The sequence below is a fragment of the Butyricimonas hominis genome (assembly GCF_014287455.1).
Taxonomy (GTDB): Bacteria; Bacteroidota; Bacteroidia; order Bacteroidales; family Marinifilaceae; genus Butyricimonas; species Butyricimonas muris.
Window position 1 is genome coordinate 17,242 of record NZ_JACOOH010000012.1, and the last position, 13,705, is coordinate 30,946.

Consider the following 13,705-nt stretch of genomic DNA (forward strand, 5'->3'; position numbering starts at 1 on the left):
AGTCCGTTTTGATTAAACCCGAGGGATGTTTCCAGCATCCCTTATTTTTTTACCACAACCTTATTCCCTTTATATTCAAAACGCACTTTACCTGTTTTTTCAAATTGTTCCAACAAACTCTCCACTCGCTCAAAGCGACTGATTACACCATAGAAACACAGTGATTCCAATTCCGAATCGGTAAATTCATACTCCATCTCGTACCAACGTGCCAACGTTCGCATGATATCCCGCAAAGGAGCATCCCGAAAGACGAATTGTCCCTTTATCCATCGGGTATAAAGGTCTGTGCTCACTTGCTCCACATCCAATTGCCCACTTGCCCGGTCAAGTATAGCCTGTTCCCCGGGAATCAATATTCGCTGCAAATCATCCTTCACTGTTAATACCTCCACCTTTCCGTGAACCAAAGTAGTTCGTGTGGTAGCCTCATCACCGTAGGCGTTCACGTTAAAAGCCGTTCCAAGCACCCGTACGTTCATGTCACCCGTTTCCACCACGAAACGTCCTTTCCCGGGTTCCACCTCAAAATAGGCTTCTCCCTCTAAACGCACCCGACGTTCAGACGCCCCGAACACCATGGGATAGGTCAAACGACTCTCGGCATTCAACCAGACCCGTGAACCATCGCTCAACGTGAGGTGGTATTCTCCGCCCCGGGGAACTTCCACCGTGTGATAAAGCGTATCTTCCACGACGGGGTTATTCTCGTAAGAAAGCGACTCTTTTTTCAGATGCACGTTCACACCTTTGTCTATAATAGTCTGCCCCGGCTCTTGGGTAGTTAAATCAATTCGCGTTCCGTCCGAAATAACCAATCGGACACTGTTATTCCCGAAAGCAATTGCCGAAATAGGTTTTCTGCTCGAAATTTCACGGGTATTCGATGCCCAGAACCAAGTCCCGGCAACCAAAAGAATCACGGCCGCCGCACTCCACGTGCACAACGAGAGTATCCGCTTTCTCCGTTTCTCCTTGCGTCCATGCGAGAAACGTTGCCACGCTCTTGACACCCGAGCTTCATCGACCACGGGCAACTCCCGTTCATAATATCGACAAGCGTGTTCCACGAAATGCCGCCGTTGCTCGTCCCCCGCTATCCAACGCTCCAAGCGCTCCCGCTCCTCATCGGTCAGGCAACCGTCCACTCGCTTCCGGATTAAAGTCCAATCTATCTGTTCCTGATTCATATCCTTTTCTTCAAATTTCCCCTAAAAGACATGAACTTCAATTTTGGGTGACACGAAAATGATTTTTTTTCGTTTTTTTTATCCTAGCAAACGGGATTTGATGCATTCTTCTATTTCTTACAGAAACAGTGGCGCCTCGTGAAAGGCGCCACTGCATTTTTCAGTTCTCCAACTGACAATTCCTTATTTGAGATTTTCACGGAAAAACTGTTCGATTTTATCGTAGGGTATCACTCCTGCACGATTGTCGTAAAGATCCACGTGAGAAGCCCCGGGGATAATCATCAGTTCCTTGTTGTCACCCTTCAGTTTCTTGAATGCATCCTCGCTGAAATAACGGGAGTGTGCTTTCTCCCCGTGGATTACCAGAACAGCACTACGGATTTCATCGCTATATGCAAGTAGAGGCATATTGATAAACGAAAGAGCCGATGTCTTGTTCCAACCGCCGTTTGAATTAAGGGAACGCTTGTGATAGCCGCGTTCCGTCTTGTAGTAATTGTGGTAATCTTTCACGAACCAAGGGGCATCGTCAGGCAGCGGATCCACCACGCCACCGCCGAGAGCGTATGAACCGTTCTTCGCGTCAATTGTACGCTGGGCGTTGAGCTGTTTGCGGAGTTCGTAACGTTGCTCGGCATCCATCGAGTCAAAATAACCATTGGCATTCACCCGGCTCATATCGTACATTGTAGAAGTAACGGTCGCTTTGATCCGGGTGTCGATGGCAGCCGCGTTAATTGCCATTCCGCCCCATCCGCAGATACCGATAATTCCGATACGTTCGGGATCCACGTCATCACGCGTAGAGAGAAAATCTACCGCCGCACAGAAATCCTCCGTGTTGATATCGGGAGAGGCAACATAACGAGGTTCCCCACCGCTCTCGCCCGTGTACGAGGGGTCAAAGGCAATAGTCAGAAAACCGCGCTCTGCCATAGTCTGGGCATAAAGTCCTGACGACTGTTCCTTCACGGCACCGAAGGGACCGCTTACTGCAATAGCGGGTAATTTCCCAACGGCATTTTTGGGTATATACATATCGGCGGCAAGCGTGATGCCGTAACGATTGCGGAAAGTCACTTTACTGTGATTCACCTTGTCACTTTTAGGAAACACTTTGTCCCACTCTTGAGTTAAATTCAAGTTTTCGTTCTCCATGGTATTAGTATTTAAATTATTGTTTGTTGCAAATAAGCTTCCCACGGTGCAAAAGCACACGATTAAAGCCGCAGATAGTTGTCTAATTGATTTTTTCATATCATTTATGGTTTTAATTGTTTTATCTTATAACGCAAAGGTAAAGCAAAAGCCCCACGGCATAATTGCTGTGAGGCTCAAAGATTATTTCTCAAAAGCTCAATTTATCTTCCCGTGAAATCAAGCGAAAACGGCAGTCGGCGGTACCCCGTACTGCTTCTTGAACGCCGTAGAAAAATGCGACGGGTTCTTGAACCCGACCTCAGCGTAAACATCCGCAACCTTTCTCCCACCCTCTTTCATCTTGGCGTAAGCTATCTCAAGACGTTTGCGAATCAACCATTTTTCCGGTGTGAGGTCGCTTATCTTCTTGAAATCACGCTTGAACGTGGCAAGGCTTCTTCCCGTGTAGTGCGCCAATTCGTCCAACGTGAACTCGTACATATAATTCTTGCTCATGAAGTCCAGAATATCAATCTTCCACGGCTCGTTGAAATCGAAAAGCATCGGTGCGAACCGTTCGTCAATATGTAATAGAGCGAGCAACCCTTCCTGCAACTTCAGATTCATAAAATCATCTTTCGGCTTTACCTCCGGGTCGAAATAGGGCGTCATCGAGGCGAAAAGACTCGCAATTTCCGCGGTTTTAGGCAGCTTGATTACGCCGGCATCCAACTTGGACGTAGAGGCAGGAAGTTTGTAATGGTCTAACTTACCGTACATCTCCCGCAGGAAATTCCTTTTAAAATTCAAAAAGATACCGCAATAACGTTCGCCGTCACACGTCTTTTTATACATTGTAATATGGTGGTCACGGGGAATGAACACGCATTCGCCTTTTCCGACACGAATCTGTTCTTTACCATTATCAAGAATCATCTCGCCCGAATAGACATAATTCATCGCGTACTCGTGCGAACGATGGATACAACCGCTCTCGTCATCATAAAAGAAACTGAAAAACACGTCGTTATAAGCGAATATAACCTTCATTGGTCCTACTTGGTTAGCATTTTCTTGTTCCATAGTTCTTAAATAAAAATATCCAGAAAAAGACAGGAAAGATTTTCCCTCAGAATTTTATACGCCCGTTTCAAATGAGTGCGCACGGTGTTCTCGGACAACGCTAATTGCTCAGCGATTTCCAAGTATTTTTTACCTTCCATCACGTGCAACTCCACAATCTTACGCTGTTGCTCGGAAAGTTTTGACAAAGCCTGTTGTACCAGAGCAACTAATTCTTTGTCATCTTCCACATCATCATCAGCGAAAGAAAGTACCAAAGCCTCCGCTTGTCGCTTTTTGTACTCGTCCAAAAGGCGGAGCCGTCTGAAATAACGTAAACAGGCATGTTTCACGGAAGAATAAAGATAGGCTTTCAAATTCAAGTTCTCCGGCAATCGCTTCCGGTTCTCCCACATCCCGGCAAAGACGGATTGAACAATATTCTCCGCCTCTTCTTCACTCATCACGTAACCGTACGCGAATAAAAACAAAGGACGGTAATAATAACGGAAAGCCTCTTCGAATTCTTTTTCCGATGACATCCGATTATTTACCCCTTCACTATTTTTATTCAATCTATCCATATTCATAACACACGTAATCCAATATTGTACAAATGTAGTAAAAAAAGGAAATAATGCAACCATAGTTACAGCAACAGCGGTTGCGATAGATTCCGCTTTATCTGTTCCAGACCGGGACGGGAGAGCGGGGAATCTTTGAAACGGCTTTTGAAAGTTTCCTCGTCCAATTCAAGCCAATCTTCACGGCTCATGTGCATCAGCCACTCGTCAGGCAAAAATTCTTTCACGCGGTGCATCACCGCCTTCCCGTTCCACGGGCATACTTCCTGACAAGCATCACACCCGAAAAAGCGCTGTCCCATCTTTTCTTTGATTTCCAGCGGAATTTCATCTTTACGCTCGATCGTGTTATAAGAAATACAAAGGTTGGCATTCACTTCGCGTGAAGACAAAGCTCCCGTGGGACAAGCCTCCACGCAACGGTTGCACGTCCCGCAAAAATCCCGCTCTTCCGGAAGAGAATAGCCGGAAGGTTCGAAATCGGATATAATCACCCCTATAAAGCAATACGATCCCAACCGGGGATTCACTAGCAAGGTATTGCGTCCTATCCAACCTAACCCCGCCCGCCGTGCCCACTCGTGCTCGAACACCGGGGCGGAATCGACAAACACCCTCCCCCGAATATCACGTCCGGTCTTCTCCTTTAAAACAGAAAGCAACCGGAACAACCGTTCTTTCAGCACGATATGATAATCTTTCCCGTAAGCGTAACGGGCGATGACAGGTACATCCTTCTCCTGACGACGGGAGGTATAATAATTAGTCAATGTTACAATCACGGAACGGGCTCCTTCAACAAGTAAAGCGGGATTCTCCCGCTTCTCTATATTCTTCGCCATGTATCCCATTCCCGCGTGAAACCCTTTCTCTATCCAACGAAGCAAAACCTCTTTCTCCCGAGTCAGCGTATCGACCGGAGCCACCCCGCAGGCATCAAATCCCAAGAGCCGGGCTTCCTCTAAACAGTTTATAAGGTTCATAAGGTTTATAAAGTTATAAGGTTCAAAAGGTCCTATAAGGTCTACTAACTTTATGAACTTTATAAACCTTACAAACCTTATGAACTCAAATCCCGAATCCCAATTCCAACTTCGCCACCTCGCTCATCCGATCGGGAGTCCAAGCCGGTTCAAAAGTCAGATTAACGGTTACCTCATCAATCCCGTCAAGCGTCAATACCACGTCGTGTACTTCCTGCACGATCTGATCGGCAATGGGACATCCCGGAGCTGTAAGCGTCATTGTGACAATTACTTCGTTCTGCTTCGGGAACTCGATACCGTAGACAAGCCCCAACTCCCATATATTCACCGGCACCTCCGGATCGTACACCGTCGACAACTTCTCTATCACCAAATCTTCCATTAAACTTTTTCCCATATCACATCATTTTGCCTCGTAAGCCAAGGCGTAATACTTGATTTGCTTTATCATAGACAACAACCCGTTCGACCGCGTGGGCGACAAATGCTGAGTTAATCCAATCTTGTCAATAAAATCCAGATTAGCGTTCACGATATCGTGAGGCGTCTGCCCGGAAAACACCCGAATCAACAACCCGGCAATCCCTTTCGTGATAATCGCATCACTGTCAGCCTCAAAGTATAATTTACCGTCTTTCAGTCCGGCATGGAACCACACCCGCGACTGACACCCTTTTATCAAGTTGTCGTCCGTCTTATGCGCCTCGTCCATTGTCTCCAAACCATTCCCGATCTCGATCAGGTAAGCGTATTTATCCATCCAATCGTCATACATGGAAAACTCTTCCACGATTTGATTCTGAATCTCTTCTATCGTCATTGTCTTTACATTTTGAAAATCTGTTCTATTTTCTTCAACCCGGCACAGAACACATCTATTTCCTCCCGGGTATTGTACATGGCTATCGACGCGCGAGCCATCGCGGTTACCCCGTAATGTTGCATCACCGGCTCGGCACAAAGCTGTCCCGTCCGCACGGCAATACCCATTTTATCCAACAGCGTCCCGAGGTCAAACGGGTGAATCCCCTCTATCCCGAAAGAAATCACGGAAGACTTTTCCGCCGCTTCCCCGTAAAGGATGATACCGGGAATCCGGCGAATCTGCTCCATCGCGTACCCCAACAACTCGTGCTCGTAACGGGCTATCCCGTCCAAGCCAATCCGGTTCACGTATTCCAACGCCTCGCCCAAGCCAATCACCCCGATAAAATCGGGTGTCCCCGCCTCGAACTTGAAGGGCAACTCGTTGTAAGTCGTTTTCTCGAAACGCACTTCCTTGATCATCTCGCCCCCCCCCTGCCACGGCGGCATCTGTTCCAACAGGCTTTTCTTCCCGTACAACACGCCAATCCCCGTGGGACCGTAAATCTTATGACCGGAGAACGCGAAGAAATCACAATCCAATCCCTGCACGTCCACCGGAATATGTTGAATAGCCTGCGCCCCGTCCACCAGAACGTATGCCCTGCGGGCGTGGGCGGCATCTATAATTTGCTTCACGGGATTCACCGTTCCCAGTACATTCGACACGTAAGCCACGCCAACCAGTTTCACCCGCTCGTTCAACAACTTCCCGAACACCTCCATGTCCAACTCACCCTTGTCATTGAAAGGCACCACCTTCAACACCGCTTTCTTGCGGTCGCACAACATCTGCCACGGAACGATATTCGCGTGATGCTCCATCTCCGTCACGATAATCTCGTCCCCCTCGTTGATAAATGCCTCACCGAAAGAGTGCGCCACGAGATTGATACTCTCCGTGGTTCCCCGGGTAAAGATAATCTCCTCGGTGAACGCGGCGTTGATAAACTTCCGCACGATTTCCCGTGCCTCCTCGTTCGCATCCGTACATTTATTACTCAGGTAATGTACCCCGCGATGCACGTTAGAGTTATAACGCAGGTAATATTCCGTCATCTTATCGATCACGGTCAGCGGACGTTGCGTGGTTGCCCCGTTATCCAGATACACCAGCGGTTTATCATAGATTTTTTCCTCCAGTATCGGAAAATCCTTCCTGACTTGACTTACATCGAACATAATTTATTGCTTACAGTGCATCACACAATTGTGGCACTTCGTTAATTCTCCTCTTAAACGTTTATCCACCAGATTGTCAATCTCCTCCCGCAGAGGTTCCAGTTTCACCCGCCCGACAATCTCGTGCGCGAAGCCGAACATCATCATCAAGCGGGCTTCCGCCTCACCGATACCCCGGCTACGCAAGTAAAACATAGCCTCTTCGTCGATCTGTCCCACGGTAGCCCCGTGACTGCATTTCACGTCATCGGCATCAATCACCAGTTGCGGCTTCGTGTTCACCTGTGCCGTGTCAGTCAGCAACAAGTTATTATTCGCCTGAAAAGCCTCTGTCTTCTGGGCATCCGGTCGCACGGTAATCCGTCCGGCAAAATTCGCCAGAGCCGCGTCGTCCAACACGCCCTTGAAATGCTGGTTACTCGTGCAACGCAGGGCGATGTGGTCGATAAAGGTGAAATTATCCACCTGTTGTTTCTTGTCAGACAAGTACATCCCGTACAGGTTACACTCGCACCCCTCCTCGCTCAAGGCGGCGTACAAATTGTTACGAATGAACCCGCCGTAAAGCGAGATCACGTTGGCATCATAACGCGAGTTCCGCTTTTGGCAAACAAACACGCTGTTAATCTGCGACGCCTCTATATGTTGATTCTGCACGTGATAGTATTCAAACGCGGCATTCTCCCCGACGACCACCTCCGTGGTATTATTCGACAGGAAAACATCATCCGACAAGGTATGGTCACATACCAGAATCGTCGCTTTCGCGTTACGTCCCAGCACCACCATATTTCTCTGGAAAGACATCAAATCCGCATTCGCCCGCATCAGATTCACCACTTGCAACGGACGCTCCATCACCACGTTATCGGGCACGTACACGAACACGCCGTCCTGCGCGAAAGCCGTGTTCAGCGCCACCAACCCGTCCGAGTCAGCCGGACGCGTGTATTGGTCATAGTGTTGCTCGAAAATCTCCTTGTACTTCACGCTCGCCTCGGCAAGACTGCAAATGATTACCCCTTCCGGAATCCCGGGAACACGGTTTTCCTGCACGAACCACCCGTTGATGGTCAGCATCAGATTGGTTTCCAGATTCGGCACATGGCACTTGAACAACTCGTTCAAGTCAACACCCTGCTTGATATGTTTCAATACCACCTTGTAATCCCGGTCGAAAACAGGCAACGTATCCGCGTACAGGTAATCTTCCGTCTTGTACGGGACACCGCCCAGCGCCACGAAACGCCCGAACGCTTCCTCCCGGTGACGGTTCATCACCTCGCCGCATCCCTCCCGGAGTAACTGTTGTCCCTCCCGGAAAAGGGTAGCAAAATCATTATTTATTTTCTCTAATCTCTCCATTGTCTATTACTTACCGGAATGTACTTCCTCTTTTATCCAATCATAACCGTGTTTCTCCAACTCCGCTACCAACTCCTTGCCGGCGGTTTTCACGATTCGACCGTCATACAACACGTGCACCACGTCGGGCACGATATAATCCAACAACCTCTGGTAGTGCGTGATCACGATCGTGGAATTGTCCGGACGCCGCAACTTGTTCACCCCGTTTGCCACGATGCGCAAGGCGTCGATATCCAAACCGGAATCCGTCTCGTCAAGAATAGACAATTTCGGCTCCAGCACCGCCATCTGGAAAATCTCGTTCTTCTTCTTCTCCCCGCCGGAAAAGCCCTCGTTCAACGAGCGGTTCAACAAACGGCTGTCGATGCTCACGAGTTCCATCTTCTCCCGGATCATCTTCAGAAACTCACCGGCAGGATAAGGCGGCAGCCCCTTGTATTTACGCTGTTCATTCACGGCAGTCTTCAAGAAATTGACCGTGCTTACACCGGGAATCTCCACCGGATACTGGAAACTCAGGAATATCCCTTCCCGCGCCCTGTCTTCCGCCGGCAACTCCAACAAGTTCTTACCGTTAAACCAAACCTCCCCTTCCGTCACCTCGAAACACTCCCGTCCCGTCAACACGGCGGAAAGTGTACTTTTCCCTGCCCCGTTCGGTCCCATAATCGCGTGTATCTCGCCCGCGTTCACCTCCAAGTCAATCCCCTTCAAAATCTCCTTCCCGTCTATCGAGGCGTGCAAATTCTTTATCTTTAGTAAACCCTTCATATTCATTTTAGATTTTAGATTTTAGATTTCAGATTCCAACCGCACCAACCGCCCTCGTCCAAAACCATAAATCATAATTTGTCATTCATAAATCGTAAATCTCAAATCATAAATCGCTTCCATATCATCCCACGCTTCCTTCCAAGCTAATCTGCAATAATTTCTGCGCTTCAACGGCAAACTCCATCGGCATTTTGTTGATAACATCTCCGGCGTACCCCTTGATGATCAAACCGACAGCGTCCTCCGTGGATATTCCCCGCTGGTTGCAGTAAAATATCTGGTCTTCACCAATCTTGGAAGTCGTCGCCTCGTGTTCCACCTGTGCCGTAGGATTAGCCACCTCAAGATAAGGGAACGTGTGCGCACCGCATTTATCTCCCAGTAATAACGAATCACACTGCGAGAAATTGCGTGCCCCGTGACAACTTTTCACCACTTTCACCTTTCCCCGGTAGGAGTTGGAACTATACCCCGCCGAAATACCTTTCGACACGATACGGCTACGGGTATTATTCCCGATATGTATCATCTTGGTTCCCGTGTCCGCTTGCTGGTAATTATTCGTCACCGCCACGGAATAGAACTCGCTCACGGAACCGTCGCCCTTCAATATCGTGCTCGGGTACTTCCACGTGATAGCCGATCCGGTTTCCACTTGCGCCCAGATTAACTTGGCGTTCTCTCCCTTGCAAATTCCCCGCTTCGTCACGAAATTATAGATACCGCCCTTCCCGTTCTTGTCACCCGGGTACCAGTTCTGCACGGTACTGTATTTCACCTCGGCATTCTTCTCGATCACGATCTCCACGATAGCGGCGTGCAGTTGATTCTCGTCCCGCTGCGGGGCGGTACACCCTTCAAGGTAACTCACGTAACTCTCCTCCTCCGCCACGATCAGCGTACGCTCGAACTGTCCCGTCTTCGCCGCGTTGATACGAAAATAAGTCGACAACTCCATCGGGCATCGCACCCCTTTCGGGATATACACGAACGACCCGTCACTGAATACCGCCGAATTTAACGCCGCGAAATAATTATCGGAATAAGGCACCACGGAGCCCAAGTAACGTTTTATCAAGTCCGGGTGATTCTTCACCGCCTCAGAGAAAGAACAGAAAATAACTCCCCGTTCAGCCAACGCCTCCTTGAACGTCGTTTTCACTGACACGCTATCCATGACCGCGTCAACGGCTACCCCGGAAAGCGTCTTCTGCTCGTCCAAGGGAATCCCCAATTTATCGAAAGTAGCTTTCAACTCGGGATCAACCTCATCCCAAGACTTTTTCACTTCCTGCTTCGGGGCAGCGTAATACACTATATCCTGATAATCAATCGGCGGTATCTCCAATTGCGCCCACGCGGGCATCTTCATGGTCAACCAATGCCGATACGCTTTCAACCGAAATTCCAGCAACCACTCGGGTTCCTCTTTCTTTTGTGAAATCAACCGGACAACAGCCTCGTTCAATCCCTTGCCGATCATCTCGGTTTCCACGTCAGAAACAAAGCCGTATTTATACTCACCCTCGGTTACTTCATTCAATATATCGTCTTGTTCTTTAGCCATAACTCATTAATTGAAAATTGAAAATTGAAAATTGAAAATGACAAGGATATACCCCCTGACAAAACCTAATTATTCAATTTGTGCAAAAGTACAAAAAAATATCACCTACCCAATTATCTATGGGGTAGATAATATCTATTACGTGATAAACCAATATTATGATTCAACCGCCGAGGCATAAACCCGCGAACAAGAAAAACTTGCAACCTGCCAACCCGTAACCTGCAACGTGGCAAAGCCACAGGAAAAATGCGCCAAAACGCTTTTCATCCGGTCCATAAAGTCGAGCCTTCGGCTCTTAAAATTCATAAAGTCTATAAAGTCACGGGCGCCCTTCGGACTGTGTTCATCGGCAGCAAAGCTGCCGTAGGTTAAGCACCCGCAAGATCTACGGATTTTACGAACCTTATGGACTTTATGAACCTTTGACTTGAGCGAAGCGACTTCCCATTTGCGTCATTCGGCAATTTAGTGTATTTTTGTACACGAAACAAGAAAGACACGAAGTATGAGTGAAAACAAACCATTGACAAAACTATCCACGTTAGGGGAATTCGGGTTAATCCGTCACTTGACACAAGATATAAAATTAAAAAATTCTTCTTCCATGAAAGGAGTCGGCGACGATGCCGCGGTACTGGACTACAAGGATAAAAAAGTGCTCGTCAGCACGGACATGTTGATAGAAGGCGTACATTTCGACCTCGCGTATGCCCCATTGAAACATCTGGGATACAAGGCCGTGGCGACCAACGTCAGCGACATTTGCGCCATGAACGGCACGGCGAAACAGATTACCGTTTCGTTAGCCATATCCAACCGCTTTTCGCTGGAAGCCGTGGAAGAATTATACGAGGGGATTTACCTCGCCTGCGACCAATACGGGGTAGACCTCGTGGGCGGCGACACGACATCTTCCAAAACCGGCATGTGTATCAGCATCACCGTGCTCGGGGAAGCTGACGACGAAGAGATCACGTACCGCAACACGGCAAAAGAAAACAACTTAATCTGCGTAAGCGGGGATTTAGGAGCCGCCTACATGGGTTTGCAATTACTGGAGCGGGAAAAAGTGGTATTTCAAGAAAACCAGAGTTCCCAACCGGACTTCTCCGGCTACGAGTACATACTGGAACGCCAGCTAAAACCGGAAGCCCGGCAGGATATCGTCCGCCTGTTGAAAGAAAAAGGTATCAAGCCCACGGCCATGATGGACGTTTCCGACGGCCTCTCTTCCGAGGTTTTACACATCTGCCATGATTCCGGTCTGGGTTGCAAAATATACGAGGATAAACTCCCGATTGATTACCAGACTTACAAAATGGCGGAAGAACTGAACATGAATGCCACCGTGTGTGCCCTCTCCGGCGGTGAGGACTACGAATTGCTGTTTACCGCCCCGCTGGAAGATTTCGAGAAATTATCCGCCATGGAAGGAATCAGCATCATCGGGCATACCTGCGCCAAAAGCGAAGGATATAACTTGATCACGAAAGACGGCAATTCTTTCGAACTGAAAGCACAAGGCTGGGTAAATTTTAACCCCGACAACCAACAATAAACGACCGACCATGAGCAAACTGGACAATATATTGGACGAATCTTTACTGCACAGTGCCAGCGGCGACCGAAAAGCCCTCCGCCTGTTGTTGAGAAAAGTCATCCCCGACAGATTCCGCTATTATCACGAGAGCCGGACAATAACCCGCCAAGAGGAATTTTCCGATATGCTATACAAAATCCTCTTGCTCGAACTGGACGAGGAAGAAGAAGAAAGCATCGAACTGGCTGAACTAGCATACTTGGGCATCAGCGAAAGAATCACGTGTTCCCCGGAAAACATCTACGATTGCGTGAAGAAACGAATCATATTGATGCATTATTTCGCGGACTATTTCACGGATAGCATGATTGAGGTATTTCTGAAAAAATACAGGGCGGACAATCTATTGGAAGCCCGGAAACTCGCGTTGGAATCCCTCGAACGGATGCAGTTATTCGATATTTTCTTCATGGAACAAAACTTCGGCAACCGCATCGACCGGGACGAGCAACTCTCCGACGTCAGCAATGACATTGAACTCGCTCCCAACCTCTCGGACGAGGAACTGGAAGAAGCCGGACTGATGCACCGGGTGCTGTACGCCTATTTGAAAATGAAGTACAGGGAATAAATACCTACAAAAAAATCGAGAGTCTATTAACTCTCGATTTTTTTCTTTAGCGATTGGGATTAGAATCTTCTTTCTCTCGGTGCTCTATAACCTCTATTATCGCCTCCTTCTTCTCTCGGTCTTGCTTTTTTCACAACAATTTTCCGTCCTTGAAAATCTGACTCGTTTAAAGCATTGATCGCGTTGAAACCTTCCGTCTCGTCTTCCATTTCAACAAAACCAAAACATTTAGAATTACCAGTTTCTTTGTCCATAATTACTTTGGCTGAAGAAACAGAACCGTGCTCCGCGAAAAGAGCTTGCAAGTCTTCACTCGTGGTGGCAGAACTTAGCTTTGCAACAAAAATATTCACAATAAAAATAATTAAAATTAATAATACATGTAGAAGGGTACGTAGATAGATATCTTTGGTTTCAACGATAAACAACTATTTAACTTCTACCGCAGCAAATATAACTAATTTATTAATAATCAAAAATTAATATCACTTTTTTTCGCTAATTCCTTAAAATTTATCTCACCCCCGAAAAACACTCGCCGGAAGCCACCTATTCTCCATCTCCCCTATTTTTTTTCATCCCGATTCTATTTTTTCTTTATAATCGCTTGCAATTTCAAAAAATTCCCCTACTTTTGCACCCGTTAAAACATAACGATGGTGCCATAGCTCAGTTGGTAGAGCAAAGGACTGAAAATCCTTGTGTCCCCGGTTCGATTCCTGGTGGCACCACTGAATCAGAGAGAGTTACAAAAGTAACTCTCTTTTTCTTTGCCCAAAAATCTTGATATTTTAAGCCCAAAGTTAAACCA

At 47.7% G+C, this 13,705-nt stretch carries 14 protein-coding genes and 1 tRNA gene; 3 read left to right on the forward strand and 12 right to left on the reverse strand.

Annotation, left to right across the window (positions count from 1 at the left end; translation table 11 throughout):
• Positions 1–41 precede the first annotated feature (41 nt).
• From H8S64_RS20915 to sufB, 11 genes are all read right to left on the reverse strand, one after another.
• Positions 42–1,190: a FecR family protein gene (locus H8S64_RS20915; RefSeq protein ID WP_186978592.1), complete on the reverse strand. Its 1,149-nt coding sequence runs from the start codon at positions 1,188–1,190 to the stop codon at positions 42–44.
• 183 nt (positions 1,191–1,373) lie between these two features.
• On the reverse strand, positions 1,374–2,450 hold the full coding sequence (locus H8S64_RS20920) for an alpha/beta hydrolase (protein ID WP_186978593.1): 1,077 nt from the start codon (positions 2,448–2,450) through the stop codon (positions 1,374–1,376).
• Between the two features lie 120 nt (positions 2,451–2,570).
• Complete coding sequence (locus H8S64_RS20925; protein WP_370645684.1) at positions 2,571–3,383, reverse strand: AraC family transcriptional regulator; 813 nt, start codon at positions 3,381–3,383, stop codon at positions 2,571–2,573.
• A 38-nt stretch (positions 3,384–3,421) separates the two neighbouring features.
• Positions 3,422–3,985: an RNA polymerase sigma-70 factor gene (locus tag H8S64_RS20930; protein WP_186978595.1), complete on the reverse strand. Its 564-nt coding sequence runs from the start codon at positions 3,983–3,985 to the stop codon at positions 3,422–3,424.
• Positions 3,986–4,044: 59 nt separating this feature from the next.
• A complete protein-coding gene (gene queG / locus H8S64_RS20935) occupies positions 4,045–4,962 on the reverse strand; it encodes a tRNA epoxyqueuosine(34) reductase QueG (protein ID WP_186978596.1) in 918 nt (305 codons plus the stop codon).
• Between the two features lie 85 nt (positions 4,963–5,047).
• Positions 5,048–5,362: a metal-sulfur cluster assembly factor gene (locus H8S64_RS20940; protein WP_099290428.1), complete on the reverse strand. Its 315-nt coding sequence runs from the start codon at positions 5,360–5,362 to the stop codon at positions 5,048–5,050.
• A 6-nt stretch (positions 5,363–5,368) separates the two neighbouring features.
• On the reverse strand, positions 5,369–5,785 hold the full coding sequence (locus H8S64_RS20945) for a SufE family protein (protein ID WP_186978597.1): 417 nt from the start codon (positions 5,783–5,785) through the stop codon (positions 5,369–5,371).
• A 5-nt stretch (positions 5,786–5,790) separates the two neighbouring features.
• Positions 5,791–7,011 (reverse strand): cysteine desulfurase, encoded by a 1,221-nt coding sequence (locus H8S64_RS20950; RefSeq protein WP_186978598.1) that lies wholly within the window; start codon positions 7,009–7,011, stop codon positions 5,791–5,793.
• Between the two features lie 3 nt (positions 7,012–7,014).
• Entirely contained in the window at positions 7,015–8,376 is a 1,362-nt protein-coding gene (gene sufD / locus H8S64_RS20955; RefSeq protein WP_186978599.1) for a Fe-S cluster assembly protein SufD, read from the reverse strand.
• A 6-nt stretch (positions 8,377–8,382) separates the two neighbouring features.
• Positions 8,383–9,150, reverse strand: a complete 768-nt coding sequence (gene sufC, locus H8S64_RS20960) for a Fe-S cluster assembly ATPase SufC (protein ID WP_099290795.1) — start codon at positions 9,148–9,150, stop codon at positions 8,383–8,385.
• Positions 9,151–9,274: 124 nt separating this feature from the next.
• Positions 9,275–10,720 carry a Fe-S cluster assembly protein SufB gene (sufB, locus tag H8S64_RS20965; RefSeq protein WP_186978600.1) on the reverse strand — a complete coding sequence of 482 codons (1,446 nt, stop codon included), beginning with the start codon at positions 10,718–10,720 and terminating at the stop codon, positions 9,275–9,277.
• Positions 10,721–11,228: 508 nt separating this feature from the next.
• Here sufB and thiL point away from each other — a divergent pair.
• Positions 11,229–12,281 (forward strand): thiamine-phosphate kinase, encoded by a 1,053-nt coding sequence (thiL, locus tag H8S64_RS20970; RefSeq protein ID WP_186978601.1) that lies wholly within the window; start codon positions 11,229–11,231, stop codon positions 12,279–12,281.
• A 10-nt stretch (positions 12,282–12,291) separates the two neighbouring features.
• The gene (locus H8S64_RS20975) at positions 12,292–12,894 is read left to right on the forward strand and encodes a hypothetical protein (RefSeq protein WP_186978602.1); all 603 of its coding nucleotides are present in this window, start codon (positions 12,292–12,294) and stop codon (positions 12,892–12,894) included.
• A gap of 59 nt (positions 12,895–12,953) precedes the next feature.
• Here H8S64_RS20975 and rbp read toward each other — a convergent pair whose 3' ends face one another.
• A complete protein-coding gene (gene rbp / locus H8S64_RS20980; protein ID WP_222621225.1) occupies positions 12,954–13,322 on the reverse strand; it encodes an RNA-binding regulator in 369 nt (122 codons plus the stop codon).
• Between the two features lie 230 nt (positions 13,323–13,552).
• Here rbp and H8S64_RS20985 point away from each other — a divergent pair.
• A tRNA-Phe gene (locus H8S64_RS20985) sits at positions 13,553–13,625 on the forward strand.
• Positions 13,626–13,705: the final 80 nt, after the last annotated feature.

What these genes read in the sequence shown, in the direction of transcription:
- H8S64_RS20915 (WP_186978592.1), bottom strand. Translation starts at nt 1,190, where the DNA reads ATGAATCAGGAACAGATAGATTGGACTTTAATCCGGAAGCGAGTGGAC.
- H8S64_RS20920 (WP_186978593.1), bottom strand. Translation starts at nt 2,450, where the DNA reads ATGAAAAAATCAATTAGACAACTATCTGCGGCTTTAATCGTGTGCTTT.
- H8S64_RS20925 (WP_370645684.1), bottom strand. Translation starts at nt 3,383, where the DNA reads ATGAAGGTTATATTCGCTTATAACGACGTGTTTTTCAGTTTCTTTTAT.
- H8S64_RS20930 (WP_186978595.1), bottom strand. Translation starts at nt 3,985, where the DNA reads ATGAATATGGATAGATTGAATAAAAATAGTGAAGGGGTAAATAATCGG.
- queG (WP_186978596.1), bottom strand. Translation starts at nt 4,962, where the DNA reads ATGAACCTTATAAACTGTTTAGAGGAAGCCCGGCTCTTGGGATTTGAT.
- H8S64_RS20940 (WP_099290428.1), bottom strand. Translation starts at nt 5,362, where the DNA reads ATGGGAAAAAGTTTAATGGAAGATTTGGTGATAGAGAAGTTGTCGACG.
- H8S64_RS20945 (WP_186978597.1), bottom strand. Translation starts at nt 5,785, where the DNA reads ATGACGATAGAAGAGATTCAGAATCAAATCGTGGAAGAGTTTTCCATG.
- H8S64_RS20950 (WP_186978598.1), bottom strand. Translation starts at nt 7,011, where the DNA reads ATGTTCGATGTAAGTCAAGTCAGGAAGGATTTTCCGATACTGGAGGAA.
- sufD (WP_186978599.1), bottom strand. Translation starts at nt 8,376, where the DNA reads ATGGAGAGATTAGAGAAAATAAATAATGATTTTGCTACCCTTTTCCGG.
- sufC (WP_099290795.1), bottom strand. Translation starts at nt 9,150, where the DNA reads ATGAAGGGTTTACTAAAGATAAAGAATTTGCACGCCTCGATAGACGGG.
- sufB (WP_186978600.1), bottom strand. Translation starts at nt 10,720, where the DNA reads ATGGCTAAAGAACAAGACGATATATTGAATGAAGTAACCGAGGGTGAG.
- thiL (WP_186978601.1), top strand. Translation starts at nt 11,229, where the DNA reads ATGAGTGAAAACAAACCATTGACAAAACTATCCACGTTAGGGGAATTC.
- H8S64_RS20975 (WP_186978602.1), top strand. Translation starts at nt 12,292, where the DNA reads ATGAGCAAACTGGACAATATATTGGACGAATCTTTACTGCACAGTGCC.